The sequence below is a fragment of the Micromonospora arida genome (assembly GCF_042873195.1).
GTDB lineage: Bacteria > Actinomycetota > Actinomycetes > Mycobacteriales > Micromonosporaceae > Micromonospora > Micromonospora arida.
On the sequence record NZ_JBIALC010000001.1, the window covers coordinates 1,026,646 to 1,052,255 of the forward strand.

Consider the following 25,610-nt stretch of genomic DNA (forward strand, 5'->3'; position numbering starts at 1 on the left):
CACCGGGGCGGGCACCGATCGCCCGCCCCGGCATCCCCGGCTGTTCACACCGCCACCTGTTAACAGAGGAGTCCTGCCGTGACCGACCCGACCACCCCGATGCCGGCCGGCGAGCCCGCCGATCCGTCGCAGCCTCCCGTCCAGCCCACCGCCGACCCGACGTCCACCACCCCTGCGGGCGGCATGCTGCTCGGCGCCCCTGTGCCGGCCACGCCTGGCAAGAGGTCCCACGTCCGGGCGTGGGCGGTGGGTGGTATCGCCCTGGTCATCGCCCTCTGCTGCGGCGGTGCGGTCATCGGGGCGGTGAGCAGCAACGACGGGAAGCCCTCGACCGGCGCGAGCTCCAGCAGCCCCACCCCCGCTGCCACGACGGCGTCGCCGACCACCGTGGCCCCGACGACGGCGGCTCCGACCAGCGCCCCGCCGACGACGGCGGCTCCGACCACGACCCCGCCGGTGCCCAAGCCCAAGGTGATCAATGGGCGGGGTGATGACGTGGTGCGGATTCCCGAGCGCACCGATCTGGCCGTCGTGAAGTTCACCTGTCGATGCAGCAGCAACACTGTCCTGCGCAGCGACGGGCCCGACGGCCTGCTGGTCAACGAGATCGGCTCGTACAGCGGCAAGCGCTGGATCAACCTTGAGGACGGCGCGCTCACCACTCAGTTTGAGGTCGAGGCGACGGGCAGCTGGACCCTGACCATCGGATCGGTCGACCAGATGGCCACCAAGGCCCTCTCGGGAAAGGCGTCGGGGAAGGGCGACAACGTCATCGTCCTCGGCGGAGACGCCACTGCGGTGAAGATCACCCACTCCCGGGGCAGCTCCAACTTCGTGGTGCACGCCTACTCCCTGGAAACCGCCGAGGGTGGCCTGCTGGTCAACGAGATCGGTGGTTACTCGGGAGTCCGTCCGCTGACGGCGCCCGCGCTCGTGCAGGTGACGGCCGACGGCAACTGGACCATCGCGCCCGCTTGATTCGTCTACGCCATCAGCTCTGTAGCGCGCAACAAGCCCTCCCTCCCCCAAGACGTCAGGAGGCGTCGTGCGTCCCGATGAGTTCCTCCGTACCTTGGCCCTGCTCCCTCCTCCCCTGCACGACCGCGCTCTCACCCTGCGCGCCTTCATCCGCCCCACCCGCTGCGGCGACTGCCAGCGCATCGGCGACGCCGTCCGCCTGGCGTTCACCGCCGCCCACTACGACGAGCTGACCTCCGCCGGTGAGCTGCTCGACACCGCCGAGCGGCTGGCCGCCGACCACGGCATCCACCGCCGGTCCGGCGACGACCAGCAGCGCGGTCGCGGCCGGGTGGTCCGCTGGGCGACGACGTCCGCGCCGCTGGTCGCCGCGACCGACGCCAGCTGGAAGGGCCGCGTGGGCGGCATCGGGTACGTCGTCAGCGACGGCCACTACGGCCTGCTCGGCCGGGGCACCGGCCGGCTCGACCCGACCGGCGTCTCCCGGGTGCTGATCAACGAGCTGCGCGCGGTCGACTACCTGCTGACCGGGTACGACGAGGTGCCGGTGGGCATGACGGTGCTGCTGGACAGCCTCGCCGCCCTGCGCTACCTGCACCGCTGGCAGGCCGGCGAGACCGACGCGATGCCCGCTGGCTACAGCCTGCGGCAGCGCCGCTGGTCCGACAAGCCGACCCTGGTCCGGCTCGCCGAGCAGGTGGCCCACCGCCCCGACCTGACGTTCGCGCACGTCAAGGGGCACAGCGGCCACGCCCTCAACGAGGCCGCCGACGGCCTGTCGCACATGGCCCGCCGTCGGCGGGAGGAGTCCTTCGACCTGTGTCCTCGGGCGCACGCCCTGGTCGACGCGTTCCTGCGCGACTGGCACGCGAACGCCACGCTCTGAGCCCTCCCGGGGCGCCCGGAGCGGCCGGCGCTGGACCACTGATTCGTCTGCGACATCAGCTCTACAGCGTCCAACCACCATCACCGGCTCCCGAGCCCCAGCCGGGCCGACAGCGGCCTCCCCACTTCCACCGCTCACCCCGGGCGGGCCGATGAACCGTCGGTCCGCGGACACCACACGCCTGGAGACGACCATGACCCAGCCCGCACAGACCACCGCCCCGCTGATCGAGCTGATCTTCGAACGACTGGCCGCCGCTGACGGCGTACCGACCGAGACCGCCGAACTCGTCCTCGCCGCCCTCACCGGCGAGGAGGACCTGACCGCCGCCCTCGCCGGCACTCCCACCCGGCTCGACCCCCGCTCCCCCGCCGACGACGGTCCGGCGGAACGGATCTGGTTGAAGTCGGTGACCGTCGCCGGGTTCCGCGGCGTCGGCCCGGAACGGACCATCCAGATCGGCCCCGGCCCGGGCTTCACCCTGGTCGTCGGCCGCAACGGCTCCGGCAAGTCCAGCTTCGCCGAGGCCGCCGAACTCGCCCTCACCGGGGACAGCGCCCGGTGGGCCGACAAGACCAGCGTCTGGCGTACGGGGTGGCGCAACCTGCACAACCCGGACCCGTGCTGGGTGGATGTGGAGCTGCGCGTCGACGGGGTGGCCACGCCGACGCGGGTGCACCGGGCCTGGCCGGTCGGCGCGGAACTGGCCGACGCCGAGGTGACCGTCACCAGCGCTCAGGGCCGGCATGCGGGCCTCTCCGAGCTGGGTCTGGCCCGTCCGCTGGAGCTGTACCGACCGTTCCTTACCGCGGCCGAGCTGGGCAAGCTCGCCGCCGGCACGCAGAGCCAGCTCTTCGACGCGCTCTTCGCGATCCTCGGGCTGGACGCGCTCACCGACGCCGACCAGCGTCTGCTGCGCGCCACCCGGCCGCACGACACCAGCACCAAGGAGGTACGCGCACAGCGCGCCACCCTGGGCGCCACGCTCGACGGGATCGCCGACGACCGGGCCCGGCGGACCGCCGCGCTGCTGCGTGGCCGGGGCGCGGTCGACCTTGGCGCGGTGACGGCGATCCTCGACGAGCCGGACGAGACGACCACCGACCGGGAGGTGCTGCTCTGTCGGGAGCTCGCCGCCCTCGCCCCGCCGCCGGTCGACGAGGTGACCCGGCTCGCCGGTCAGCTGCGGGACGCGGCGGTCGAGGCCCAGCGGTACGACGGTGGCCGGTCCCGGGCCGCACTGCGTAGCGCCGAGCTGCTCCGCCTCGCCCTCGAACATCACGAGGACGAGGGCGACGGGTCGTGCCCAGTCTGCGCCACCGGCACCCTCGACGGTGGTTGGCGTGCCGCCGCCGCAGAGTCGCTCGGCGAGCTTCGGCAGCGCAGTGTCGCCGCCCAGACGGCGACGACCCGGTTGACGGCTCTGCTGCGGCAGACACACCACCTGATCGACGACCTCGTCGTGCCCGAGGGCCCCGGGTCGGAGCCGACGGCCGGGGTGCTGCGTGACGCCGTTGCCGCGCTGCGGCGCGTACCCGGGGAGCCGGCCGAGCTGGCCGACCACCTGGCCGCGCGGTACCCGGCGGTGGTGGCGGCGGTCGACGCGGCCCGCGCGTACGCCGAGGGGTTTCTGCGGCAGCGCGACACCGGCTGGCGGGCGGCGGCCGCCGAGGTGCGCGAGTGGGTGGCCACCGTCGGCGGACTGCCGGCGCGGGAGGCGACCCTGGCCCGGTTGAAGGCCGCGCGCGCCTGGCTGAAGGACGCCGGTGCAGAGATCCGCAGCGAGCGGGTCGCGCCGTTCGCCGGGCACTCGCAGCAGATTTGGGCGCAGCTGCGGCAGGAGAGCAACGTCGAGCTGGGGTCGATGACGTTGGAGGGCGCGAACACCCGGCGGCGGGTGGTCTTCCCGGTCAGCGTGGACGGGGCTGACAACGGCACGGCGCTGGGTGTGATGAGTCAGGGTGAGATGCAGGCGCTCGGGCTGGCGACGTTCCTGCCCCGCAGCTGCGCCCCGGAGAGCCCGTTCCGGTTCATCGTGGTCGACGACCCGGTGCAGAGCATGGACCCGTCGAAGGTGGACGGTCTCGCGCGGGTGCTCGCCGAGCTGGCCGAGCAGCGGCAGGTGGTCGTCTTCACCCACGACACCCGGCTGCCGGACGCGGTCCGCCGACTCGATCTCGGCAAGGCGCGGATCATCGAGGTGACCCGCGCGGAGAAGTCGGTGGTGACGCTGCGACCCGGCTCCGACCCGGTTACCCGCTACCTGGACGACGCGTACGCGTTGGCGCGCAACGAGGAGATCCCCGCCGAGGTGCGCGGGCCGGTGGTCGCGGAGCTGTGCCGCTCTGCGGTCGAGGCGGCCTGCCACCGCGTGGTCTGGCGGAACCGGGTGGCGCGGGGTGTCCGGCACGCCGACATCGAGGAGGCGATCGAGGACGCGTCCCGACGGGTCACCACCACCGTCGCGTTGGCGGTGTTCGACGACGCCGAGAAGGGTGGTGACGTGCTCGGCTGGCTGGGCCGCCGGCACGGACGACGTGCGGTGAACGCGTACCAGGCGTGTCGGGAGGGCGTGCACGGGGCGTACCTGGCGGACCTGCCCGGCCTGGTCGCGGACGCCCGCCTCCTCGCGGCGGCGCTGTCGTGACCGCGCCGACGCCACAGCGCTGCCTGGCGGCGGCCGATCAACTGCTGCGCGGGGCCGGGCTGCTCGGCACCGCTGCCGTGACCGCAGGCTGGTGGCCGCGGGCCTGCGCCTGCCTGATCCGGCTCGCCCTCGAAGGCGGCGTCGACGCCTACTGGCGGCGGGTGAAGCCGACCGTGGCGGCGTGCCGGCAGGGCCGCGCGAAGCAGTTGATGCTGCGCGGCCGGCTCGGCCCGGGCCGCGAAACCGCTCGTCGGGTGGCGTTCGCCTGGGCGACGCTCTCCGCCGCCACGCACCACCACTGCTACGAGCTGGCCCCTACGGCAGCGGAGCTGCGTCGCCTGCACACCGAGGTGAGCACCCTGCTCATCCGACTCCAGGCGCCCGCCAGCAGCACGAGCTGACCTCCGACATCTGACTCAACCAAGAGGGATATCGCCTTGTCCTACCAGCCTGGATACGACCCGACCCGTCCGCTGCCGCCGATCTCGGCCGTTCCCGCCAGCCCCTACCCGCCGGCTTACTACCACCCGCTGCTGCCCCAGGTGGTGGTGCAGGCCCCGCCCTCGTCCAGCACCGCGACCGCGTCGATGGTCCTCGGCATCCTCGGCGTCCTCGGTGGCTGGTGCCTGTTCGGGATACCGTGCGTCCTCGCGGTTGTCCTCGGGCACGTCGGGCTCTACGAAACGCGCCACGGGACGAAGTCCGGACGGGGCATGGCCGTGACGGGCCTGATCCTCGGTTACGTCTTCGTCGGCCCGATGATCGCGCTCACGGTCATGGTCTTCTTCGGCGGTCTGATCGGCGCCGCCACGCCGACTCCGACTCCGACGCCGTGAGCACGTCAGCCGCCGGTCACCGCAGCGTCCTGGCCCGCTCGCCCCACGCGCGTGATCTGTTCAGGCACTCGCGTGTGGACACTACGCGTGATGAGGTGCCGCTCCGGTTGAGCCGGCGTGACCAGGCTGACACCTACTGTGATTCTTCCGTTCCCGATCATGAAGGGCGTGGGATGGCAGAACTCGAAGAATCCGAGAGCGAACTCGCATACCCGTTGACTATGTGCCCGGTGCGCGTGGTCACGCTGTTCTCGCCGTCAGCCCCGACGCGGACGGCACCGAGGCTGTGGCCGTGTGGCGGCTCAGCCCGACCGGACGCGCAGGCGGGGCGTGGGTTGTACGCCTCGATGAGGTCGCGCAGGACGACCAACTTGTTCGCATCATGTGGATGTTGCAGGGGCGATGCCTGGTGGGGTGGGACACGGAGACTCTGGTCGCGATCCTGGACAGGATCGCCCACGTACTGCCACGGGAATTGACCAGCACGCTGCGGGGGCACATGCTGACCGCCCCTGAGCTCCTCACGGAGATCTCCGAGCACCGGTCCGCCTACGGCGAAGCGGTCGACCGGCAGCGGGCATTGTCCAAGTCAAAGCTCGCTCCGCTTGCATGGCCCACCGAGGTGCCGGATCACGAGGAGTTGGCGATGCGGCTCGCCCTGCAGCCCTGGGCCGCCTCGCCAGTCGCGGGGGCGGCGCTGGCCCTGACGTCGGCCGTCGCTATGGCCGCTGAACTCTGGCAGGACACCGAACAGGCGCGGTATCGACGAAAGTATCTGCGCGCTCTGGGCGAGCCGAAGCCGCTGCCTCCACGGTGGCTGGCCCGACTGCGCGCCGCCGCCGACAACTCTGCTCCGGCCACAATCTAGGGAGTCGATCCGACGTGTACGCAGTTATCGACCTGGAGACGACGGGCCTGCGCACCAGTTGGCACGACCGCGTGGTCGAGGTCGCTGTCATCCACCTCGACGGCGCCGGGCAGGTGACACACGAGTGGTGCAGCCTGGTCAACCCCGAACGGGATCTGGGACCGCAACTCATCCACGGCATCTCGGCCGCCGAGGCACGGCGCGCACCGGAGTTCGGTCGGCTCGCAGGCCACCTCGCCGGCCTCCTTCGCGGAAGGGTGCTGGTCGCTCATAACCTGCACTTCGACGCCGCTTTTCTCCTCGCCGAGTACCGCCGGCTGCGGATTGAACCGCCGATCAGCCCGGCAGAGGGGTTGTGCACCATGCGGCTGGCCGGGCACTTCCTCCCGTCGGCCGGTCGCAGCCTGCGTGACTGTTGTCGAGCGGCAGGGTTGCCGCCGCACCAGGCGCACTCCGCTCTGCATGACGCGAGGGCAGCTGCGCAGCTTCTGGCCCGCTATCTGCAAGACGCGGGCACGCCGCCGCCGTGGACGTCGGTCATTGACGCCGCTGCGGCTGCCCCTTGGCCGGCCTTGGCTACCGAGGCCGTGGTGCCTCTGCCTCGCCGAGACCCGGGACACCGGGAAGAGCATTTCCTGGCCCGTCTGGTGGACCGGCTTCCGCGGCTCAGTGAACCGCAGGGTGACGCGTACTTGGACCTGCTCGACCAAGCGTTGCTTGACCGGCACATCTCCGCCTGTGAGGCGGACGCGCTCGTCGCCACTGCCCAAGAGCTCGGCCTCGCCCGAGTCGACGTCGACCACCTGCACCGCACCTATCTGGCGAGCCTGGCGACTGTGGCATTAGAGGACAACGTCCTCACGTCAGCCGAACGCCACGACCTGGACCAGGTTGCCACGTTGCTCGGGCTGCAGGCCTCCGACGTCGAGCATGCCCTCAAAGCCGCTCGTGACGCTGGCGCGGCCCAGCCTCACACCAAGGGCTGGCGGCTCCAACCCGACGATCTGGTGGTCTTCACTGGGGCCATGGAACCACCGCGGTGGTCCTGGGAAGAGGACGCTCGGGCGGCGGGCCTGCAGGTCGGTGACAACGTCACCAAAAAGACTCGCCTCCTGGTTGCCGCCGACCCGGACTCGATGTCCGGCAAGGCCAAGAAGGCCCGCCAGTACGGCGTTCCGGTCGTACACCCCATCGCGTACCGGCGAATGCTCTCCGACCTCGGTCGGTAAGGCGCACTCAATCGCCGGGCCCGCCCACCAATACGGCGTCCGCCGTTCAACGATCTGGCGCAAGATCCGCTCGGTTGGTCAGTGGGCGACTCAGGCAATTCATGACGATTCAAGGAGTGCAAGGCATGGCAGAAGATGCCCTCGAAGGACCGGTTTCGGAGGCAGGCACACGTGGGCAGCGGGTCCTCGACCTTCTGGATAGGGCGGTCGACGCTCAGAGCGTGCTTGTGCGCAAGAACATCGCCCGGGCCCGCCAGCGAAATCCAGAGGCGACACCAGCAGAGGTGATCCGCAATCTGGAGCGGATGTACGTCAGCGCCCTGGCCGGGACGGGTGCCGCGGTTGGAGGAGCCGCAGCGGCGCCCGGTGTCGGCACCGGCATCGCACTGGCACTGTCGGCCGGCGAGGTTCTCTCATCTCTTGAGCTGAGCGCCCTCTTCGCGCTCTCGATCGCCGAGGTCCACGGAGTCCCCATCGACGAGATTGAGCGCCGCCGAACGATCGTCATGGGAATCATGCTCGGCGGGTCCGGCTCCGCCACCATCACCAAGGTTGCCGAGCGTACGGGGCAACACTGGGGACGTCAGGTTGTCGCCAAGGTGCCTGCCGAGACGTTGCGTCAAATCAACAAGATCTTGGGGAGGCATTTCGTCACGAAGTACGGAACCAAGCAGGGAATCATCGTCCTCGGTCGAGCGGCACCGTTCGGCATCGGCGCGGTGATTGGTGGTGGCGCCAACGCTGCCCTCGCCGCTATGGCCGTCCGGGCCGGTCGTCGCGCCTTCGGCCCGCCGCCCAGCACGTGGCCATAGCTGACGCAGCACCCCACCAACGTCGTCCAGGTAGGGTCCCAATCATGACGATTCCCCATCTTGCGGCAGCCGACGGCACCACTCTGCCGGCGATCGGGCTCGGCACGTACCGGCTCAACGGCTCGGCGGGTGTCGACGCGATCGGTCAGGCGATCCGGGCGGGCTATCGGTTGATCGACTCGGCGGTGAACTACGAGAACGAGGGCGCTGTCGGCCGGGCCGCCCGGTCGGCCGGTGACGTGCGGGGCGAGCTGATCGTCACCTCGAAGCTGCCGGGGCGGCACCACCGCTACGACGAGGCGCTGACCACCATCGAGGAGAGTGTGTTCCGCACCGGTCTCGACCGCGTCGACCTGTACCTGATCCACTGGCCTAACCCGAAGGTCGACCTGTACGTGCAGGCGTGGCGGGCGCTGATCGAGGCGCGTGAGCGTGGCCTGGTGCGGCACATCGGGCTCTCCAACTTCCTGCCCGAGCACATCGAGCGGCTGGTGGCCGAGACCGGGGTCGCCCCGGTGGTCAACCAGATCGAGGTGCACCCGTACTTTCCGCAGCAGGAAGCGATCGACTACCACCGGGAGCACGGCATCCTGGTGCAGGGTTGGAGCCCGCTCGGCCACGGCAACGACCTGCAGCAGCATCCCGTCGTCGTGGAGATCGCCACCGCGCACGGCGTCAGCCCGGCGCAGGCGATCCTCGCCTGGCACGTGGCCCGGCAGGTGATTCCGCTGCCCAAGGCCGCCTCCCCGCAGCGGCAGGTTGAGAACCTGGACGTCTTCGGCATCAAGCTCACCGACGCGCAGGTCGAGACCATCACCGCGCTGGGCCGCCCGGACGGGCGACTCTCGGACCAGGACCCGGCGGTGTACGAGGAGTTCTGACCGACCCGACGCGCGAGCGCCGTGACGAGTGTGATGACTCTGCGGCATCAATATGCCTGTGAGTCATCACGCTCATCCGTACATCCGCCGCCGATCGCGGCGCCGAGCCGCGTCACCCGGGCCGGCGGCGGCCCGGGTGACGCGGTGTCGCCTAGACGAGCCCGCCGAGGGCCGGGTCGCTGATGCTGTCCTTGCCGTTCTCGACATGACCCGCGCAGCGGTACGCGAAGTCGGCGTGACCGGCGACGGAAACCGTCAGGTCGTACCAGCCGTGGGTGCGGGCGAGCGCCCACGTGACGCGCTCGGTCTCGCCGGGGCGCAGCGACACCTTGACCGGACGGGCGTGGTACCCGTCCCGGACGGTCACCTCGACCCGCTTCGACCCGCGGTTCTTGACGGTGAGGGCCAGCTTGTAGTCGCGCTCGTCGTAGGCGGGGGTGACGTCGAGATGGGACAGGCCGTCGGTGAACCGGCGGCTCGACGGTGTAGCTGCGCGGGGCGTCCGCGCTGCCCGCCCGGCGGACCTGGAAGACCGCGGCGACACCGCCGGAGTTGCGGAAGTCGATCCGGAACGAGTCGTCGCCGCGGCGCCCGTCGGCGTGCAGAGTGTACGGGATCGGCCGCGCCGGGCGTACGCCGTGCTCATGCTTCGGCAGCCGCTGGTCCGCCGGCGGAACCGGCACCTCGTCGGGGTGCCGGACCAACTCCTCGGGCTTGAAGTCGTCGGTGTCGGGCAACCTGACCTCGCGCGAGCGGTTCGGGTGCCGGAAGTCGAACGCTGTGGTCAGGTCGCCGACGACGGCCCGCCGCCACGGAGTGATGTTCTGCTCGATCAGGTCCGGCCGGCCGTGTCCGAACCGCGCCTCCAAGAACTTGATCAGTGAGGTGTGGTCGAAGACCTGCGAGTTCACGTAGCCGCCGCGCGTCCACGGCGAGACGATGACCATCGGCACCCGGATGCCGAGGCCGTACGGTCAGGCCGGGTGGTCGGCGTCGCCGGGGAAGATCTCGTTGGTGGTCGGCACTGTCGACTGCCCGTACTCGCGGGTCTGCGGGGGCGTCGGCGGGACCATGTGGTCGAAGAAGCCGCCCTCCTCGTGCCGTACGCCGGCTCCCAGTTCGGGTGCTCGGTGTACGCCTCCGGCGCGGTGATCCAGGAGACCTCCGGCAGGCGTCCCGCCTCGACGTCGGCGCGGAAGTCCGCCAGCAGCGCCTCCGGGTCGCGGCCCTGCGTCCTGACCTCGGTGCCGGTCTTGGCCCTGTCGGCCAGCGGCGTTCCGGGCTGCGCATTCTGGTACTGGTGGAAGTAGAGCAGCGAGTTGTCGCCGTAGTTGCCGATGTAGGGGTCGTTCGTCCAGCCCCAGGACCCGGCGGCGTTGAGGCCGGTGCCGACATCCTGGTAGATCTTCCAGGAGATGCCGTTGCGCTCCAGCCGCTCCGGGTACGTGGACCAGTCGTAGCCAGCCTCGGCGTTGGTGATGACCGGGCCGCCGCCCTTGCCATCGTTGCCGACCCACCCGCTCCACATGTGGTAGCGGTTCGGGTCGGTCGGCCCCATCAGGGAACAGTGGTAGCTGTCGCACACGGTGAACGCGTCGGCGAGCGCGTAGTGGTACGGCAGGTCCTGGCGGGTGTGGTAGGTCATCGCCGTGACGCCCTTGTTCGGCACCCACTTGTCGAACCGGCCGTCGTTCCAGGCGGCGTGCCCGTCGTTCCAGCCGTGCGGCGGGTCCGGCAGGAAGGTCTGGCCGAGGTCCTTCACCTCGGGGCGGAAGGGCAGCAGCTCGTCGGCCCCGTTGGGCTGGTGCCACCGACGACGGGTTGACGGCAGATGACCGTAGTTCGTTGGTTCTGCGACCACTCGTCGACCGGCTCTGGGCCTGGAAGAGCAGCCGCTCAGGCCGCCGTCGCGTCGGTGCGGGCGAGCCGTCGGTGCCCGCTGGGGCTCATGCCGTGCACGCGTTTGAAGGCCGCGCTGAAGCCGAACGCGTCGGCGTACCCGAGGTGACGTGCCACGGCGGCGACCGTCGCGGTCGATTCGGCCAGCAGGTCGGCGGCCAGAGCCATACGCCAGTCGGTCAGGTAGGTGAGCGGCGGTTCGCCCACCAACGTGGTGAACCGTTTGGCCAGTGTGGACCGGGAGACGCCGGCCTGCGCGGCCAGGCTGGCCAGGGTCCACGGCCGGCCCGGCGCGTCGTGCATGGCACGCAGCACCGGCCCGACCGTGTCGTCGCCCAACGCGCGGTACCAGCCGGGGGCCTCGGCCTCCGGCTGGTCGAACCAGTCCCGCACCGTGCACACCAACAACCAGTCCAGCAGTCGGTCCAGCACGACCTGCCGTCCGGGTCGCCCCGCGTCGAGTTGGGCGTCCAGGTAGTCGCGCAGCGCGGCGCAGTCCTGGTCTTCCGGCACGACGAGCACCGGCGGCAGCGCACCCAGCAGCCGCTGCGGCACCCGGCCCCGGACGTGGTACACCCCGACCAGCAGCACGAGGCGGTCGGTGTGGTCCACGCCCACCGGGTCGACCACCCCGGTCTGGCCGCGCCGGACGTCCTGCAGTTCCCCGGGCTCGAAGCTCGACCGGGGCTCGGCGGAGAAGACGAACGGAGCCGGCCCGCGCACGGTGGCCGCCTCGCCGACCCGGACCAGGCGAGGCTTGTCGCTCTCCGGGTGGGAGATCCAGCCCTCGCCCCGCATCGGGACACAGAGTGTCAGCGGGGCGCCGTCGGTGAACCGCAGCGCCCACGGCGGCGTCAGCACCGACCGGCCGAAGGCCGCGCCGTCGGCGTGCAGGCCGCGCAGCAGATTGTCGAACGGGTCCATGCACCGACGATAGATCGCCGAGGATGGACCGCGGACGATCGGACATGCCTGGCGTACGACAGGACATGTCCCGCCCGCGGCCGGGCGGGTTGACTCGTGGTCATGACGACGAACGCACCTTCGACACTCGTGATGGCCGGCACCGGCAAGACCGGTCGTCGGCTGGTCCAGACACTGCGGGCGGCGGGTCGGCACGTCCGGGCCGCCTCTCGCTCCGGTGAGGTGCGGTTCGACTGGTCGCGGCGGGACACGTGGCGGCCGGCCCTGGCCGGCGCCTCGGCGGTCTATCTGCTCGCCCCGGAGGACCCCGCGCTGGCCACCGACTTCGTGACCCAGGCGGTCGACGCGGGTGTCGGCCGGATCGTGGCGCTCTCCGGGCGCGGGATCGACCGGGTCGATGACTTCTCCCCCGGCATGCTCGCGGCCGAGGAGGCGGTGCGGAAGTCCGGCATCGAGTGGACGATCATCCGGCCGAACAACTTCAGTCAGAACTTCAGCGAGGACCTGTTTCGGCAACCGCTGCTCGACGGTCGACTGGCCCTGCCGATGGGTGCCACCACGGAGCCGTTCGTCGACGCCCAGGACGTCGCCGACGTGGCCGCGACGCTGTTGACGTCGCCCGGTCACCACGAACAGGTGTACGACCTGTCCGGACCTCGTGCGCTCACCTTCGCAGCGGCGGTGGCGACGATCGCCCGGGTGAGCGGCCGTTCGATCCGCTACGTGGAGCTCACCCCGGAGGAGTACCACGCCGAACTGCTCGCCGAGGGTTATCCGGCGGAGACGGCCACGGGGCTGAACGCCCTGTTCGCCGGCATGCGGGCAGGCCACCTCGCCGAACCGACCGACGGGGTACGTCGGGTTCTCGGACGGGACCCGCTCGACTTCGACACCTACGCCGCCCGGGCAGCGGCGGCCGGCGCGTGGTCGTAGTCCGCCCGGCGGGCGGCATGAGAGCGGCGTAACAGGTGATCTGCCCGCATACCGCGAGCACCCCGACGTACCGTGAGATCGTGCCGACGAAAGAGATACTCACCAAGGCTGACCTCGCCGAACTTCGCCGCTCGGCGCTCGGGACGGCCAATCCGCTCGGTGTCGCCGCCGACCTCGCGGAGGCCGCCGAACAGGGCCGGCTGGAGGACCCGGACGACGCCGGGGACGCGCTGACTCTGGCCGCCGAGATCGCGGAGATCCGAGCGAGGCCCGAGGCCGCGCTGCGGTACGCGGAGCAGGCCCTGGCGGCGTACCCGTCCGGAGACGACCCTCGGGCCGGGTTCGCCCGCGCGCTGCGGGCCCGCGCGCTGTTCCGGGCCGGCGGTCACGACGACGAGGCGATGGCGGAGTTGACCGCCTTGCGTCCGTTGCTGCTCGTGCAGCCCGACGCACCCGCCTACGTCAGTGCCGCGCTGGACGCCGGTGGGCGTTCGGCGACCGCCGAGACGTGGCTGAGCGAGGCGGTCGACACAGTGCTCAACGAACGTGCGACCGCCGCGTCCGGGCCGGCCAGCACGGCGATCGACCCGGTGGTCGATCTCGGTCCGCCGGACGCGCCCGGTGTCGCCTTCTTCCTGTTGCAACAACGGCATCGGGTACGCCGCAATCTGAACCTGCCGCACGACCGGCAGGACGACCTGGCGGACCGGTTGGAGACCCAGCTCGTGCGTCGAACCGGTGAGCGTCGGGACGCCGAGTCGGATCTGCTCTTCTGGCCACGGGCCGAGTTCGATCGCCTGCTCGCCGAGCACCCCGCCCTCACGGAGGTGTACGGGCCGGACTGGGACGCGCACCGGGGCCGGCTGGAGACGGAATTGGTTCGGCTGCGGGGTTCCGGTCAGGCCGGGTTGGGCGTGTTCGGCGCGACAGTGGCCGGGTTGACCGCGTTCGCCGGTCGACGGGGCGGCGACCCGGCCGACGCGGCGGTCCGGGCCGGCTACGCGGCCGAGGTGTCGGCGCGGCCCAGCGCGCGGATCGCCTGGCCACCGGAGCGCAACGACGCGTGCTGGTGTGGTTCGGGCCTCAAGTACAAGAAGGACTGCCTGCCGCGCTCGCGGAGCTGACCGCGGCGGCTGACGCGCTGCGGCGGCCGGCCTGGCCCGGAGTAGCGTCCCTAACGGCTTTCACCCTAGTAGCCGTTAAGGAGTGCCTTCGTGCTGGTCATCGCGCACCTCAGTGACACCCACCTCGACAGCCATCCCCGGTCGGCCGAGCGGACCGCCCGGGTCATGGACCACCTGCACGGCCTGCCACGACAGGTCGACGCGATCCTGATCACCGGGGACATCGCCGACCACGGCGAGGTGGCCGAGTACGAGACCGCCGCGAAGCTCTTCGACTCCCCGCTGCCGGTGATGGTCTGCCCCGGCAACCACGACGTGCGCGACGCGTACCGCAAGGGTCTGCTCGGTGACGACCGCGGCGGCACCGGCCCGATCAACGCCCGCCACGACGTGGCCGGGGCGGTCTTCCTCCTCGCCGACTCCTCGGTGCCCGGCGCGGACGACGGTCACCTGGACGAGGAGACGATGGCCTGGCTCGCCGACGAGCTGGGTTCGGTGCCGGCCGGGACGCCGACGTTCATCGCCCTGCATCACCCGCCGGTGGTGCTGCACCACCCGGTCATCGACCCGATGCGGCTTCTGCCGGCCGACCCCCTGGCCGAACTCGTCGCCGCCCACCCGCAGGTCGTCGCCGTGCTGACCGGGCATTTCCACACCGCCGCCGCGAGCACCTTCGCTGGCCGTCCACTGCGGATCGCCCCGGGTGTGGTCTCCACCCTGCGGATGCCCTGGGAGGGCGAGGGCCCGTTGACCACCCAGACCCAACCGCCCGGCGTCGCATTCCATGTGTACGACGACGCCGGGCTGCTCACCACCCACTACCGGGTGGTGGTCTGAGGATGCACGGGGTCGCGGTGCTCGGCTTCCTGGTCGCCGTGGCGCCGATCACCGCCACGCCGGGCGCGAGCCTGACCCTGGTCGTCTCGCGGGTCGCCACCGGCGGGCGGCGGCAGGGCTGGTGGGTGATCCTGGGTACGGTGACCGGGCTCTACGTGCACGCCACGCTGGCCGCTGTCGGCCTGGCCGCGCTGGTGCTCCGCTCGTCGCAGGCGTTCTGGGTGGTCAAGCTGGTCGGGGCCGGTTATCTGGTCGGGCTCGGGCTCTGGATGCTCTGGTCCGCGTCGCGCCGTCGCGCGGAGGCGGGACGGCGACCGACGGTTTCCGCCCGAAGGCTGCCCTGGCGCGTGGACCACCCGTATCTGCAGGGGTTGCTCGGCAATGTGCTGAACCCCAAGGCCGCCGCCATCTACCTCACGTTGGCACCGCAGTTCCTCGAACCGGGCCGACCGGTGCTGGTGCCGATGGTGCTGCTCGCCACGGCGCACGCCGCGCTGCACACCTGTTGGCTCGCCGGCTGGACCGTCGTCTCTGGTGCCGCCGCCCGGTTGCTCCGCACCGCATCGGTGCGACGAATGCTCGATCGGCTGACCGGCGTGATCCTGGTCGGCCTCGGCGTACGCGCGGCGGCGACCTGAGGCCGGGTTCGCCCGGCGCGGGGTGCCCGTCACCGTCGACCTGGCCGCGACAGGTGAGCGATCGGCGGGGATGACACGCCCGCGTGGTACCGATAGCGTCCCGATGTGGACGATCAACGTCCAGGCCGATGTCACCGGAGGAGACGCCGATGTTCGAGGAGTTCATGGGCATCCCGGCCCACCCTCTGCTGCTGCACGCCGCTGTCGCCTTCGTGCCGCTGCTGGCCCTGCTGACGGTCGGTTACGCGTTCGTCCCGCCGATCCGGCCGCACACCCGGTGGGTGCTGGGGCTGCTGGCAGTGGGTGCGCCGGTCGCCGCCCTGCTGACGAAGCTCTCCGGCGACGCCTTCCTCGAGCGGATGCGCGCCGCCAACCGGGTCACCCCCGAGTTCCTGCCGAAGCTGGAGGCACACCAGGAGTTCGGTGACATCACGCTCTACGCCAGCATCGGGTTGGGGGTGGTGGCCCTGGCGCTGGTCCGGCTCGTCGCGCCGAAGGCCGCCGACGCCAGCGCGGACGGGCGGCCCGGTCGGCCGCTGACCCTGGCGTTGCAGGTGTTGTCGCTGGTGGCCGCCGCCGTCACCGTGTATTACGTGGTGCGCACCGGCGACTCCGGGGCGAAGGCGGTCTGGGAGGGCCAGTGACGTCGGTGGCTCATCGGCCGCTGGCCGAAGGCGCGACCGCGGTCAGGACGCCCTCGTCGCGGGTTCGCCAGGAGAGCGCCACGAGCCACCCCGAGATGAGCACCGCTCCGACGGCGAAACGGATGCTCGCGCTCCCCTCGCTCCACGGCAGGGCGGTGAGTACGAACGCGACGGTACCGCTGGTGGCGCTGTAGAGCGCCCAGTTCCGGTCCCCCTGGGCGGCGAACCGTCGAGCGAGCAGCAGGCCGGCCGCGATCAGCGACAGGAACGCCGCCGCACCGCACACCGTGTGCAGGACGCTGCCCGTGCTGGCCTGCTCGGGCAGCCCCGCCGGGGCGCCGGGTGGCCAGCCGAGTGCGGGATCGGGCACGAAGATCCCACCGCCGACCATCGCCACCCCGTACACGCCGACCAGCACCGGTGCCACGGTGCCGGCGCGGCCCGGTCGCAGTGCCTGCCACAGGCCCAGCGCGAAGGCGACGGCCAGGACGCCGGTGCCCACGAACGCGACGACCTGCAACCAGCCGAGGTCACCGAGGGTGAGTGAGCTGATCGCGTGCCGGCGCAGGTCGAAGCCGGATCGGGTGAACGCCTGCCCGAACGACAGGACGGGGAAGAGCAGGCCGGCGACAGTGCCACAGCCCAGCAGGAAATGGGTTCGGTGCAGCGATGTCTCGGCGACGGACGTCATGGGCGTGCCTCTCGTTGTCGGCGTCACGGTTCACCGTCACGACGAACGAGGTAGGGCCGGATCGACACCGCGACGCAAAAGGTGGTGCGACCCGGCCGGAGCCGGGCCGCACCACCGTGTCGACGGTCAGCCGGCGTGGTACGCCCGGATGATGGTCTGGTCGATTCCGCTACCGCCGTTGGCGGCGGCCTTCACCCGCAACGACACGGACTGCCCGGCGGCGGCCGTCGGCAGCGCGACCCGGTAGCTGTCGCCGCTGCCGGTGACCCGGGCCGACTTCCAGGTGGCCCCGTCGTCCGTGGAGGTCCAGACCTGGAACGACGTCACCTTCTGTGCCTTGATGCCCCGCATCTGCCGGACGGCCAGTTCCGCAGTTCCGCCGGTGGCGTGGTTGTTGGTGTCCATCGGCAGCGCGTAGTCCACCGCGAGCAGCGGCAGTGGCACGCTCCCGGTGCCGTCCGGCCCTGCCGACCGGAACGTCCACGAGGTGTTGACCTTGGTGGAGATCGGCAGGATCAGGCTCGTGTCGACGTCGAGGGTCAGCCGGTAGTCGGCCGACTGCTGCGGCACTGTGAAGTCGGCGAGCGGGCGGTCCCGCTCCTCGACCAGTTTCCCGTTGCGGTACAACGACAGCTTGCGGTTCACCCCGATCGAGGAGCCCTGGAGGCAGTCGGCCCGCTGGTGCTGGTCGGTCAGCGACACCAGGTCGATGTGCAGGTTGCCCCGGGTCCGTGACGGAGCGGTGGCGCAGCTCTGGTCGACGCCGGCCGGGTCGTCGTACCAGCCGGAGTGCAGCGGCTGGCGCGCCCAGACCTTGGTCTGCAGACTGCCCGGCTGGTAGGTGCGGGGCGCCTCCTGGGCCGACAGGCCACCGTAGACACCCTCGTCCGCCCAGCGGTAGCCGGCGGAGAGGTAGTCGGTGCGGTACGGCGGCAGGTTCCCCTCGTGGGTCTGCGTCACCGGCACCCCGTCCGGGGTGAAGCCGCTGCGGATCAGCTGGGTGACCATCCCCTCCGAGTCGACCTGGTGGAAGCGCTCCTCGATCCGGGCGAGCTTCGTCTGCTCGGCCTTGCTCACCCGGAAGGCGGGGTCGGCCGGCACGCCGCCCGCGTACTCGTGCACCAGGTTGTAGCGGTACGGCTTGGCGGTGCCGGCTGGCGAGTCCAGGTTGACCGCCGCCCAGGTGCGCCGGGAGCCGACGGTGGGCTTGGGCAGCGCGGTGGTGCGGACCGTCGTCCTGGCACCGTACCCGCTGATCTGGTGCCACCAGGACAGGCCGTTCGGCGCGGTCTGGACGTTGGTGAGGTCGGTCCGGGTGGGCGTGGTGGGCACCCCGTCGACCGTCGCCGTCACCGGCTTGGCCCGCGCCGGGTCGAGCGTCACACTCCGGGCCCCGCGCACGTCCAGGTCGACCTCGGCGGCGAGCGTCGACTCCAGCACGTCGCTGTCGACGTAGTAGGCGACGGACGAGCCGAGGATCGCGTACCGGCCGGCCGGCACCCGCAGCGTGAAGGTGTCTCCGGGCGTGCCGCCCGCACCGCCGTAGTAGATCAGCGGGTCGGTGAGGTTGGTGACCAGCAGGTTGATCCAGCTCTCCGCGCCGTCCTTCAGGCCCGGCAGCGGCTTCGTCTGGATCGTCAGGTCGTAGCTGGGCTGCTCGACGTAGAAGCTCACCGGGGTCGTCGCGACCAGCTTGCGCCCGGAACGGGCGGTGACGGTGGCCAGGTAGAAGCCCGGTCGGGCGGCCAGGGCCGCACGGTTGACCCGCAGGGTCGCCGAGGCGGTGGTGCCGTGCTTGAGCGTCAGCCGGCTCGTCGACAGCCACGCCGCGCCGCGCGGCACCGGTTGGCCGTCGTGGTTGACGATCGACACGTCGAGGTCGAGAACGGCCGTCGACTCAGCGGTCCAGCTCAGCTTCGTCTCGCTGGTCCCGGACTGCGGGTAGGCGAAGGTGCCGAGGTTGACCACCGGCTGGTTGCCGGTGGGGCCACCGAGGGCCCGGGCCGCGTTGAGCCGACCGGCGCCGACGGCGTACGGGTCGATGCCGGCGAGTGGGTCGGCGGCGCCGACGAGGGCGGCCTTGAGTCGCTCACCGCTCCAGTCCGGGTGACGCTGGGCGAGCAGCGCGGCGGCACCCGCCACGTGCGGGCTCGCCATCGAGGTGCCGCTGATCGCCTCGTAGTACCGGTCGATCGGGTCCTGGAGGTTGGTGCCGGCGGCCCGGGCGGCGACGATGTCGACACCGGGCGCGACCAGTTCCGGCTTGGCCACGTTGCTGGTGACCAGCGGCCCGCGGCTGGAGAAGTCGGCGAGCTTGTCGTTGCGGTCGACCGCTCCGACGGTCAGCGCGCTGGCGGCCGAGCCCGGCGAGGAGATGGCGCCGCCGCTGTTACCGGCGGCGATGACGAAGAGCGCGCCGGTGGACTTGCTCAGAGTGTCGACGGCGAGCGACAGCGGGTCGCTGCCGTCGTCCGGGTCGCTGCCGCCGAGGCTCATGTTGATGACGTCGGCCCGGGTGGCGGCCCACTCCATGGCGGCGATGATGCCGGAGTCGTCGCCGTAGCCGGAGTCGTCGAGAACCTTGCCGATCACCAGCTTGGCGTCCGGCGCCACGCCGCGACGCTGACCGTGTGCGGCCGCGCCGGTGCCGGCGATGGTCGAGGCGACGTGCGTACCGTGGCCGTTGTGGTCGACGGCGTCACCGCCCTCGACGGTGAAGTCGGCCCGGTCGGCGACCCGGCCGACCAGGTCCGGGTGGGTGAAGTCGGCGCCGGTGTCGAGCACCGCGACCCGGACGCCCTTGCCGGTCCAGCCGGCCTTCCAGGCGTCCGGCGCCGCGATCTGGTCCAGGTTGCGGTCCAGGCCGGCCGGGCGCCCACCGCCGGTCAGGGCGGTGGCCCGGACCTTGCGGTCGAGCCAGACCTTCTTCGCGCCGGCGAGCAGCGAGTTGGTCGCGAGCTTCGCCGTGGCCGGGCTCTTCTTGGGTACGCGGCCGGCGACCGCACCGATGCTGGGCAACGCCAGCACGTCACCGAGCGCGGCCACCCGGGCGGACGCGGTGGCGGGCTGCACGATGAGCGGCAGCTCGGCGGAGTTGTCGTCGTCGTAGCCGTCAGCGATCAGCGTGGTGACGTCGAACAGGTCGGGGTCGAGGACCGAGCCGAGCTGGGACGCGACGCGGGCGGGGATGACGTGCAGGTGCCCGTCGGGGCCGCAGCTCTGGTGGATCACCGCGTTCTCGTCCACCGGCCGAATTGTGGCGTGTGGGCAACCCGATCCGGTGTCCCGTACGGTCACCACGTCCCCGGTCAGCAGGGTGACGGTGTGCGTCTTCCCGTCAGCAGTGGCTGCGGGTGCGCCGGTCTGACCGATGTCGCTGGGCCCGGCCGTGGCGGTGCCGCCCGGTAGGGCGGTCAGCGTCGTGGCCGTGACGGCGACGGCCAACAGCCATCGCATTTTCCTGAGCATCTTGCTCCTCGTCTAATGTGGACGAACCCGCCTCTTCGGGCGACTTCGGCAAGATCATATGCAGGGAAAGGATCATCCGGGCACCCCTTGACGAGGGGTTTTCCGGCCCGCGCGCTGAGGATTTCGGCGCTGTTTCGCCGCCGGGCTCAGTTCGATGTCGTTTCGATTGCCGCCCGGTAGACCGGCATCGACGGTGTGGACGACAGATGCGTGCCTGGCCGAAGGGATCGACGGGACGCCGGCCCGGACCTAGCATGGCGACGAATGGATCTTCGAGATTGGCCCCTGCCGACCCCGGCAACCAGCCCAACCGAAGGGAGACGCGCATGCGTCGACCCCGTCATCTGGCACTCCTGAGCGTCGGCGTGTCCGGCGCCCTGGTCCTCAGCGCAGCCCCACCCGCGGCTGCCGCCCCGCCCACGCCCACCACGCCCACCGGCATCGTGGTCAGCGACGGCATGACCCAACCGGTGTTCTCGCTCGCCGATGCGATCGAGGAGCGGGTGTTCGTCCAGACCCCGGTGGACACCGACCACGACGGTCGGCCCGATCGGGTGGCGATCGACATCTCCCGCCCCCGGGAGACCGCCACGCAGGGCTTCAAGGTGCCGGTCATCTTCGAGCACAGCCCGTACCGCAAGGGCACCTGGGGTGACGTGCCGTACCCGAGCGTGCTGGTCGACGACCTGCCGCAGAACGGCCTGACCGACCGCAACGGGCGCCGCGCACTCGACGCCGGCGCACAGCGGGCCCAGGCGAAGGCCAACCTGCCCGGCTCGCTGGACGACTACTACGTGCCCCGCGGGTACGCGGTGGTGCTCGGCCAGAGCGTCGGCACCGGCGACTCGGACGGCTGCCCGACCAGCGGGGACCAGGCCGAGACGCTCGGCACCAAGGCGGTCATCGACTGGCTCAACGGCCGTGCCAAGGGGTACGACGCGAACGGCGCCCCGGTCACCGCCGGCTGGACCACCGGCGCGGTTGGCATGACCGGCGTCTCCTACAACGGGACGCTGCCCAACCAGGTCGCCACCACGGGCGTCAAGGGGCTCAAGACCATCGTGCCGGTCTCCGCGATCAGCAGCTGGTACGACTACTACCGGGCCAACGGCCTGGTGGTCGCGCCCGGGACGTTCCAGGGCGAGGACCTCGACATCCTGGCCCAGTACACCGCCGGGCAGGCCCGCGCCGAGGGGCAGTGCGCCGACGAGCTCGCGGATATCACCGCGAAGCAGGACCGGGTCACCGGCGACTACTCGAAGTTCTGGCAGGATCGCGACTACCTCGACGCCCGCGACGTCAAGGCCAGCGTCTTCGTCGTGCACGGCCTCAACGACTGGAACGTGAAGACCGAGCACTTCGCCGGCTGGTGGGACCAGCTCGCCAAGCGCGACGTCCCCCGCAAGATCTGGCTGCACCAGGGCGGCCACGGCGGTCCCGGCAGCAGCGCCTCGGTGACCCTGCCCGGCGGCCAGACGTGGACGTACAAGCAGACCGAGAACCGCTGGTTCGACTTCTGGCTGTGGAACGTGCGCAACGGCATCATGGACGAGCCGACGGCCGTGCTCCAGCGCGAGGACCGCGCCTACACCACGTACGCCAACTGGCCCGACCCGGCGGCGCGGGAAGTCGGCCTGCGCTTCGCGGCCACCGACACCACCGCACCCGGCGCGCTCACCACCGGCAAGCCGCCGAAGGCCAAAATCGAGCAGAGCTTCGTCGACGAGGGCCGGACCGTCCACCCGGACACCCTGGTGTCCAACCCGGACACCGCGAGCGCCAACCGACTCGCCTACCGCTCCCCCGAGCTGACGCAGAGCGTGCGCATCTCCGGGCGTCCGGAGATGCGACTGCGGATGGCGATCGACAACAAGCCGGACGCGAACCTCACCGCGTACCTGGTCGACTACGGCCCGGCCGGGTCGACCGCCGCCCCGACCGTGGTGACGCGGGGTTGGATGGACCCGCAGAACCGTAAGAGCGCCGCGCGCACCGAGCCGGTCAAGCAGGGCAAGCTGTACGACTACCGGTGGACCATGGAGCCGAAGGACTACATCTTCCCGGCGGGACACCGGATCGGCGTGGTCGTCTTCTCCAGCGACCAGGAGTACACCCTGCTGCCGTTGGGCGGCACCGAGCTGCGGGTCGCGCCGAACGACAGCGAACTGCGACTGCCGGTTGTCGGCGGGCGGAGCGTCCTCGGGTTCTGATTCGTCCCTGCGCTCCCGGGTGGGGCAGTCCGACACGTTCGGGCTGCCCCACCCGCACGTCGGGACCCCTCCGCCGGCGTAGCACCGCGTGCTGCCGCGCAGGTGCCGCCGGCCGCCACTCAGCGGCGTGATCCACGCGGCTTTCATGAAGTCGGGGCATCCCTGGCGCCGGGACACCGCGACTTTCAGGAACCCGAGTGGATCGCGCCATCCGTCTCCCCCGTGCCGGGTTCGCACGCCACACTGACCCCGCGTCGGACCGGCCCGAACGCCGCCGCCCTGCCCGAGTCCGCATGATCGTGCTCGATCCTGGATGTAGTGGTCTCGTGGCATGGGGAAGGGCCTATTTCCTGGATCGAGCACGATCATGCGGGACGCGAGGTTCGGTCCGCGCGCCGACCCGGGCCAGGCCGGGGCCAACGCACGGTGACCCGGACCAGGCCAGGCCACACGACGCGCCAACCCGGGCCAGGCCGGGCCGACGGCGCGGTGACCCGCACCAGGCCAGGCCACACGCTGACCCGGGCCAGGCCAGGCCACACGACGCGCCAACCCGGACCAGGCCAGGCCACACGACGCTCTAACCCGGCCAGCCAGGCCAGGCCACGGCGCGGTGACGCGAATCAGGCCAGGCCACATGACGCGGGCTGCCCCGGACCAGGCCGGGGCACACGGCGCGCTGGCCTCGGGGTCGGACCGGCCCGGGGCGCGCGAACGGCGCAGACCGGCATGATCCACTCGGCTTTCATGAAGTCGGGGCATCCCCGGCGCCGGGACACCGCGACTTTCAGGAACCCGAGTGGATCACGCCGCCGTGACCTCCGTGTCGGGTTCGCACGGCCGGCGGGGTGGGTGGTTTGTCGGGTTTGGCGTCGGGTGTCGGGTGGTCGGGGCCACCCCCTCGGCGGAATCGGCGGCCGGGTCGGGTCGTTATACCTGGCAGACCACCGCAACAGCCCGGGTCGTTGGCGCACCGGCCCCGCCGGGAACACCCGCCAGGCCCGCACGGTTACACCCTCCGCACGGCCGAGCACGACAACGGCCGGGCAGGGCAGCCGCCGGGAACACCCGCCAGGCCGCCCCGGTTACATCCCCGCACGGCCGAGCAGCACAACAGGCCGGCCCTCGCGGGCAGGCGGAATGACCTGCCACCGCGAACGGTTACACCTTGTCCCGACGCCGACCCCCCTCGCGGGTCACCGGGCAGAACCCCTCGAACTTTCCCCGCACGTCGCACTGACCCCCCGTTGAGTGCCGTGCGGGCACCCCCGATGCAGAGGAGCACGCCATCATGCGTACCGATCTGATCCGTAAGACCGCCCTGACCGCTGCCGGCCTCGCCTTCACGGGCGGCGCCATCGCCGGACCGGTGACCGCCGCGTACGCCGCGTCGGATGCCAAGCCGGCCACCCAGACGCAGAGCGACCGTAAGCCCGCCGGTGAGCGTCAGCTCGGTGTGCGCTACGAGGCGCAGCCGAACTTCTACTACTGCGGCCCGGCCGCCACGCGTAACGCCCTGTCCGTGCAGGGCAAGGAGATCAGCGTGGACGCCATGGCCAAGGAGATGGGCACCACCGAGGCCGGCACCAACTCCATCAACGACATCACCCCGGTGCTGAACAAGGAAACCGGTAAGAACGACGCCTACCGGTCCGTGGAAATCAGCACCCCCGACGCCGACGCCAAGCAGACCGACAAGCTGCGCGCCGACATCGTCAAGACCGTGGACGACGGCCGGGCCGTGGTCGCGAACATCGCCGGCACCAGCGTCGACACCGACGGCGGGGTGCACTCCTTCGAGGGCGGGCACTACATCAGCGTCGTGGGTTACCGCGACGGCGGGAACGTGGTGAAGATCGCCGACTCCGCCGATGCGAACACCGCCTCCTACGAGGTCACCGTCGAGCACCTCGCCGACTGGATCGCCACCCGCGGCTACGCCACCAGCTGACCCGCACACCAGCACACGCCGAAGGGCCGGACCCCACCACGGGGCCGGCCCTTCGGCGTCTTTTCCACCAACTGCGGCACGTATTGACAATTGTCGACCTCAGCGTGAGGCTGGGGGCAGTGAGAGCGCTCTCTCACACCGGCCCAACCGGCCACCACCCAGTCTGGCCAGGCACAACTCCGATGCCTTCGGCGGCGGCGCCGGAGCTGTCCCTGACCCGTCCCCCGACAGGAGTCACGATGGACAGGGCCGCACCCCTCTCCGGCATCCCCCGCCGACTGCGCCTCGCCACGGCGATCGGCGCCCTGCTGGTGCTACTCGGCACGTACCTGGTGTCCACCATCAACCGGGCCGACGCCGCCCCCGGCCGAGCCGGCGCTGACTTCGGCGCCAACGCCATCCGGGTCGCCGAGTTCCCCGCCGACTGCACCTACAGCCACCGGCTGCCGGACGACCCGATCGTCTTCCCCGGGCTGCCCGGGGCGTCGCACATGCACAGCTTCTTCGGCAGCACGGTGACGAACGCCAGGACCACCCTCCCCGATCTGGTCAACTCGCCCACCACCTGCAACCCGCGGGTGGACGTCTCGTCGTACTGGGTGCCGACCCTGTATCGGGACAACGTCCCCGTGGAGCCGGCGATCGCCACGTTCTACTACCTGGGCGAGGGCGTACGCGCCGACGTCGTCGCGAACACCCAGCCGTTCCCGCTGGGGCTGCGGCTCGTCGCCGGCAACGCGAAGGCCACCGGGGCGAACGACAGCATCGCCCGCTGGTCCTGCCTGCACGCCGGGCACGTGCCGCCGTCGAAGGACTTCGTCAACTGCCCGTCGGGCACGATGCTGGAGTCGTACCTGGACTTCCCGCAGTGCTGGAACGGCCGTGACCTCGACTCGCCGGACCACAAGAGCCACCTGGCGTACCCGGTGAACCAGGCCTGCCCGAGCACCCACCCGGTGCACGTGCCGAAGTTGCGCCAGGTGCTGCGGTACCCGGTCACCGGCGACCCGTCGCGGTTCCGGCTGGCCTCCGGGCCGGGCTACACGATGCACGGCGACTTCTTCAACGCCTGGCCGGTGGCGGAGTTGGCCCGCCGCGTCCAGGACTGCATCCGTCCCGTCATCAAGTGCGGTCACGACGGCCGACCGATCTGA

Annotated in this window: 22 protein-coding genes and 1 pseudogene; 17 read left to right on the forward strand and 6 right to left on the reverse strand. The window is 71.3% G+C overall.

Going from position 1 to position 25,610, the window contains the following annotated elements; translation table 11 throughout:
• Window positions 1-78: 78 nt before the first annotated feature.
• From ACFYP0_RS04825 to ACFYP0_RS04865, 9 genes are all read left to right on the forward strand, one after another.
• Window positions 79-978 carry a hypothetical protein gene (locus ACFYP0_RS04825; protein ID WP_356975078.1) on the forward strand — a complete coding sequence of 300 codons (900 nt, stop codon included), beginning with the start codon at window positions 79-81 and terminating at the stop codon, window positions 976-978.
• A gap of 67 nt (window positions 979-1,045) precedes the next feature.
• Window positions 1,046-1,864 carry a ribonuclease HI gene (locus ACFYP0_RS04830; protein WP_386994424.1) on the forward strand — a complete coding sequence of 273 codons (819 nt, stop codon included), beginning with the start codon at window positions 1,046-1,048 and terminating at the stop codon, window positions 1,862-1,864.
• A gap of 193 nt (window positions 1,865-2,057) precedes the next feature.
• Entirely contained in the window at window positions 2,058-4,511 is a 2,454-nt protein-coding gene (locus tag ACFYP0_RS04835) for an AAA family ATPase (protein WP_386994426.1), read from the forward strand.
• Window positions 4,508-4,912, forward strand: a complete 405-nt coding sequence (locus tag ACFYP0_RS04840) for a hypothetical protein (protein ID WP_386994428.1) — start codon at window positions 4,508-4,510, stop codon at window positions 4,910-4,912. Before ACFYP0_RS04835 ends, ACFYP0_RS04840 begins: the two co-directional genes overlap by 4 nt.
• A 36-nt stretch (window positions 4,913-4,948) precedes the next feature.
• Entirely contained in the window at window positions 4,949-5,347 is a 399-nt protein-coding gene (locus ACFYP0_RS04845; protein WP_355499630.1) for a DUF4190 domain-containing protein, read from the forward strand.
• 208 nt (window positions 5,348-5,555) lie between these two features.
• Window positions 5,556-6,215, forward strand: coding sequence for a DUF6218 family protein (locus ACFYP0_RS04850; RefSeq protein ID WP_386994846.1), 660 nt, complete (start codon window positions 5,556-5,558; stop codon window positions 6,213-6,215).
• Between the two features lie 14 nt (window positions 6,216-6,229).
• A complete protein-coding gene (locus ACFYP0_RS04855) occupies window positions 6,230-7,444 on the forward strand; it encodes an exonuclease domain-containing protein (protein ID WP_386994430.1) in 1,215 nt (404 codons plus the stop codon).
• A gap of 125 nt (window positions 7,445-7,569) precedes the next feature.
• Complete coding sequence (locus tag ACFYP0_RS04860; protein ID WP_355499625.1) at window positions 7,570-8,256, forward strand: hypothetical protein; 687 nt, start codon at window positions 7,570-7,572, stop codon at window positions 8,254-8,256.
• Between the two features lie 44 nt (window positions 8,257-8,300).
• A complete protein-coding gene (locus ACFYP0_RS04865; protein ID WP_355499622.1) occupies window positions 8,301-9,137 on the forward strand; it encodes an aldo/keto reductase in 837 nt (278 codons plus the stop codon).
• Window positions 9,138-9,288: 151 nt separating this feature from the next.
• Here the strand turns inward: ACFYP0_RS04865 and ACFYP0_RS04870 are convergent, their stop codons facing one another.
• The 4 genes and pseudogenes from ACFYP0_RS04870 to ACFYP0_RS04885 form a co-directional block, all read right to left on the reverse strand.
• A complete protein-coding gene (locus ACFYP0_RS04870) occupies window positions 9,289-9,783 on the reverse strand; it encodes a phospholipase domain-containing protein (RefSeq protein WP_355499620.1) in 495 nt (164 codons plus the stop codon).
• Window positions 9,671-10,084 (reverse strand): annotated as a pseudogene (locus ACFYP0_RS04875) (alkaline phosphatase family protein); the annotation flags it as partial. The gene ACFYP0_RS04870 and the pseudogene ACFYP0_RS04875, both read right to left, overlap by 113 nt.
• Window positions 10,045-10,998 carry an alkaline phosphatase family protein gene (locus ACFYP0_RS04880; protein ID WP_355499617.1) on the reverse strand — a complete coding sequence of 318 codons (954 nt, stop codon included), beginning with the start codon at window positions 10,996-10,998 and terminating at the stop codon, window positions 10,045-10,047. The gene ACFYP0_RS04880 and the pseudogene ACFYP0_RS04875, both read right to left, overlap by 40 nt.
• Window positions 10,999-11,033: 35 nt before the next feature.
• Window positions 11,034-11,960, reverse strand: a complete 927-nt coding sequence (locus tag ACFYP0_RS04885) for an AraC family transcriptional regulator (protein ID WP_386994434.1) — start codon at window positions 11,958-11,960, stop codon at window positions 11,034-11,036.
• Window positions 11,961-12,062: 102 nt separating this feature from the next.
• Between ACFYP0_RS04885 and ACFYP0_RS04890 the strand changes: the two genes are divergently transcribed.
• The 5 genes from ACFYP0_RS04890 to ACFYP0_RS04910 all read left to right on the forward strand — a co-directional run bounded on the left by ACFYP0_RS04890 (window position 12,063) and on the right by ACFYP0_RS04910 (window position 16,136).
• Complete coding sequence (locus tag ACFYP0_RS04890; protein ID WP_386994437.1) at window positions 12,063-12,893, forward strand: NAD(P)H-binding protein; 831 nt, start codon at window positions 12,063-12,065, stop codon at window positions 12,891-12,893.
• 80 nt (window positions 12,894-12,973) lie between these two features.
• Window positions 12,974-14,017, forward strand: coding sequence for an SEC-C metal-binding domain-containing protein (locus ACFYP0_RS04895; RefSeq protein WP_386994438.1), 1,044 nt, complete (start codon window positions 12,974-12,976; stop codon window positions 14,015-14,017).
• A 90-nt stretch (window positions 14,018-14,107) separates the two neighbouring features.
• Window positions 14,108-14,854, forward strand: a complete 747-nt coding sequence (locus ACFYP0_RS04900) for a metallophosphoesterase (RefSeq protein WP_386994441.1) — start codon at window positions 14,108-14,110, stop codon at window positions 14,852-14,854.
• A 2-nt stretch (window positions 14,855-14,856) separates the two neighbouring features.
• Entirely contained in the window at window positions 14,857-15,492 is a 636-nt protein-coding gene (locus ACFYP0_RS04905; RefSeq protein ID WP_355499607.1) for a LysE family translocator, read from the forward strand.
• A 128-nt stretch (window positions 15,493-15,620) separates the two neighbouring features.
• Entirely contained in the window at window positions 15,621-16,136 is a 516-nt protein-coding gene (locus ACFYP0_RS04910; protein ID WP_124862720.1) for a DUF2231 domain-containing protein, read from the forward strand.
• 10 nt (window positions 16,137-16,146) lie between these two features.
• Here ACFYP0_RS04910 and ACFYP0_RS04915 read toward each other — a convergent pair whose 3' ends face one another.
• The gene (locus ACFYP0_RS04915; RefSeq protein WP_355499601.1) at window positions 16,147-16,827 is read right to left on the reverse strand and encodes a DUF998 domain-containing protein; all 681 of its coding nucleotides are present in this window, start codon (window positions 16,825-16,827) and stop codon (window positions 16,147-16,149) included.
• Window positions 16,828-16,953: 126 nt separating this feature from the next.
• Window positions 16,954-20,283 carry a S8 family peptidase gene (locus ACFYP0_RS04920; RefSeq protein ID WP_386994444.1) on the reverse strand — a complete coding sequence of 1,110 codons (3,330 nt, stop codon included), beginning with the start codon at window positions 20,281-20,283 and terminating at the stop codon, window positions 16,954-16,956.
• Window positions 20,284-20,621: 338 nt separating this feature from the next.
• Between ACFYP0_RS04920 and ACFYP0_RS04925 the strand changes: the two genes are divergently transcribed.
• From ACFYP0_RS04925 to ACFYP0_RS04935, 3 genes are all read left to right on the forward strand, one after another.
• Complete coding sequence (locus ACFYP0_RS04925) at window positions 20,622-22,505, forward strand: Xaa-Pro dipeptidyl-peptidase (RefSeq protein ID WP_386994446.1); 1,884 nt, start codon at window positions 20,622-20,624, stop codon at window positions 22,503-22,505.
• Window positions 22,506-23,796: 1,291 nt separating this feature from the next.
• Window positions 23,797-24,456: a C39 family peptidase gene (locus tag ACFYP0_RS04930; RefSeq protein WP_355499596.1), complete on the forward strand. Its 660-nt coding sequence runs from the start codon at window positions 23,797-23,799 to the stop codon at window positions 24,454-24,456.
• A gap of 239 nt (window positions 24,457-24,695) precedes the next feature.
• Window positions 24,696-25,610, forward strand: coding sequence for a DUF1996 domain-containing protein (locus tag ACFYP0_RS04935; protein ID WP_355499595.1), 915 nt, complete (start codon window positions 24,696-24,698; stop codon window positions 25,608-25,610).

What these genes read in the sequence shown, in the direction of transcription:
- ACFYP0_RS04835 (WP_386994426.1), top strand. Translation starts at nt 2,058, where the DNA reads ATGACCCAGCCCGCACAGACCACCGCCCCGCTGATCGAGCTGATCTTC.
- ACFYP0_RS04860 (WP_355499625.1), top strand. Translation starts at nt 7,570, where the DNA reads ATGGCAGAAGATGCCCTCGAAGGACCGGTTTCGGAGGCAGGCACACGT.
- ACFYP0_RS04865 (WP_355499622.1), top strand. Translation starts at nt 8,301, where the DNA reads ATGACGATTCCCCATCTTGCGGCAGCCGACGGCACCACTCTGCCGGCG.
- ACFYP0_RS04870 (WP_355499620.1), bottom strand. Translation starts at nt 9,783, where the DNA reads ATGAGCACGGCGTACGCCCGGCGCGGCCGATCCCGTACACTCTGCACG.
- ACFYP0_RS04885 (WP_386994434.1), bottom strand. Translation starts at nt 11,960, where the DNA reads ATGGACCCGTTCGACAATCTGCTGCGCGGCCTGCACGCCGACGGCGCG.
- ACFYP0_RS04890 (WP_386994437.1), top strand. Translation starts at nt 12,063, where the DNA reads ATGACGACGAACGCACCTTCGACACTCGTGATGGCCGGCACCGGCAAG.
- ACFYP0_RS04905 (WP_355499607.1), top strand. Translation starts at nt 14,857, where the DNA reads ATGCACGGGGTCGCGGTGCTCGGCTTCCTGGTCGCCGTGGCGCCGATC.
- ACFYP0_RS04910 (WP_124862720.1), top strand. Translation starts at nt 15,621, where the DNA reads ATGTCACCGGAGGAGACGCCGATGTTCGAGGAGTTCATGGGCATCCCG.
- ACFYP0_RS04915 (WP_355499601.1), bottom strand. Translation starts at nt 16,827, where the DNA reads ATGACGTCCGTCGCCGAGACATCGCTGCACCGAACCCATTTCCTGCTG.
- ACFYP0_RS04920 (WP_386994444.1), bottom strand. Translation starts at nt 20,283, where the DNA reads ATGCGATGGCTGTTGGCCGTCGCCGTCACGGCCACGACGCTGACCGCC.
- ACFYP0_RS04925 (WP_386994446.1), top strand. Translation starts at nt 20,622, where the DNA reads ATGCGTCGACCCCGTCATCTGGCACTCCTGAGCGTCGGCGTGTCCGGC.
- ACFYP0_RS04930 (WP_355499596.1), top strand. Translation starts at nt 23,797, where the DNA reads ATGCGTACCGATCTGATCCGTAAGACCGCCCTGACCGCTGCCGGCCTC.
- ACFYP0_RS04935 (WP_355499595.1), top strand. Translation starts at nt 24,696, where the DNA reads ATGGACAGGGCCGCACCCCTCTCCGGCATCCCCCGCCGACTGCGCCTC.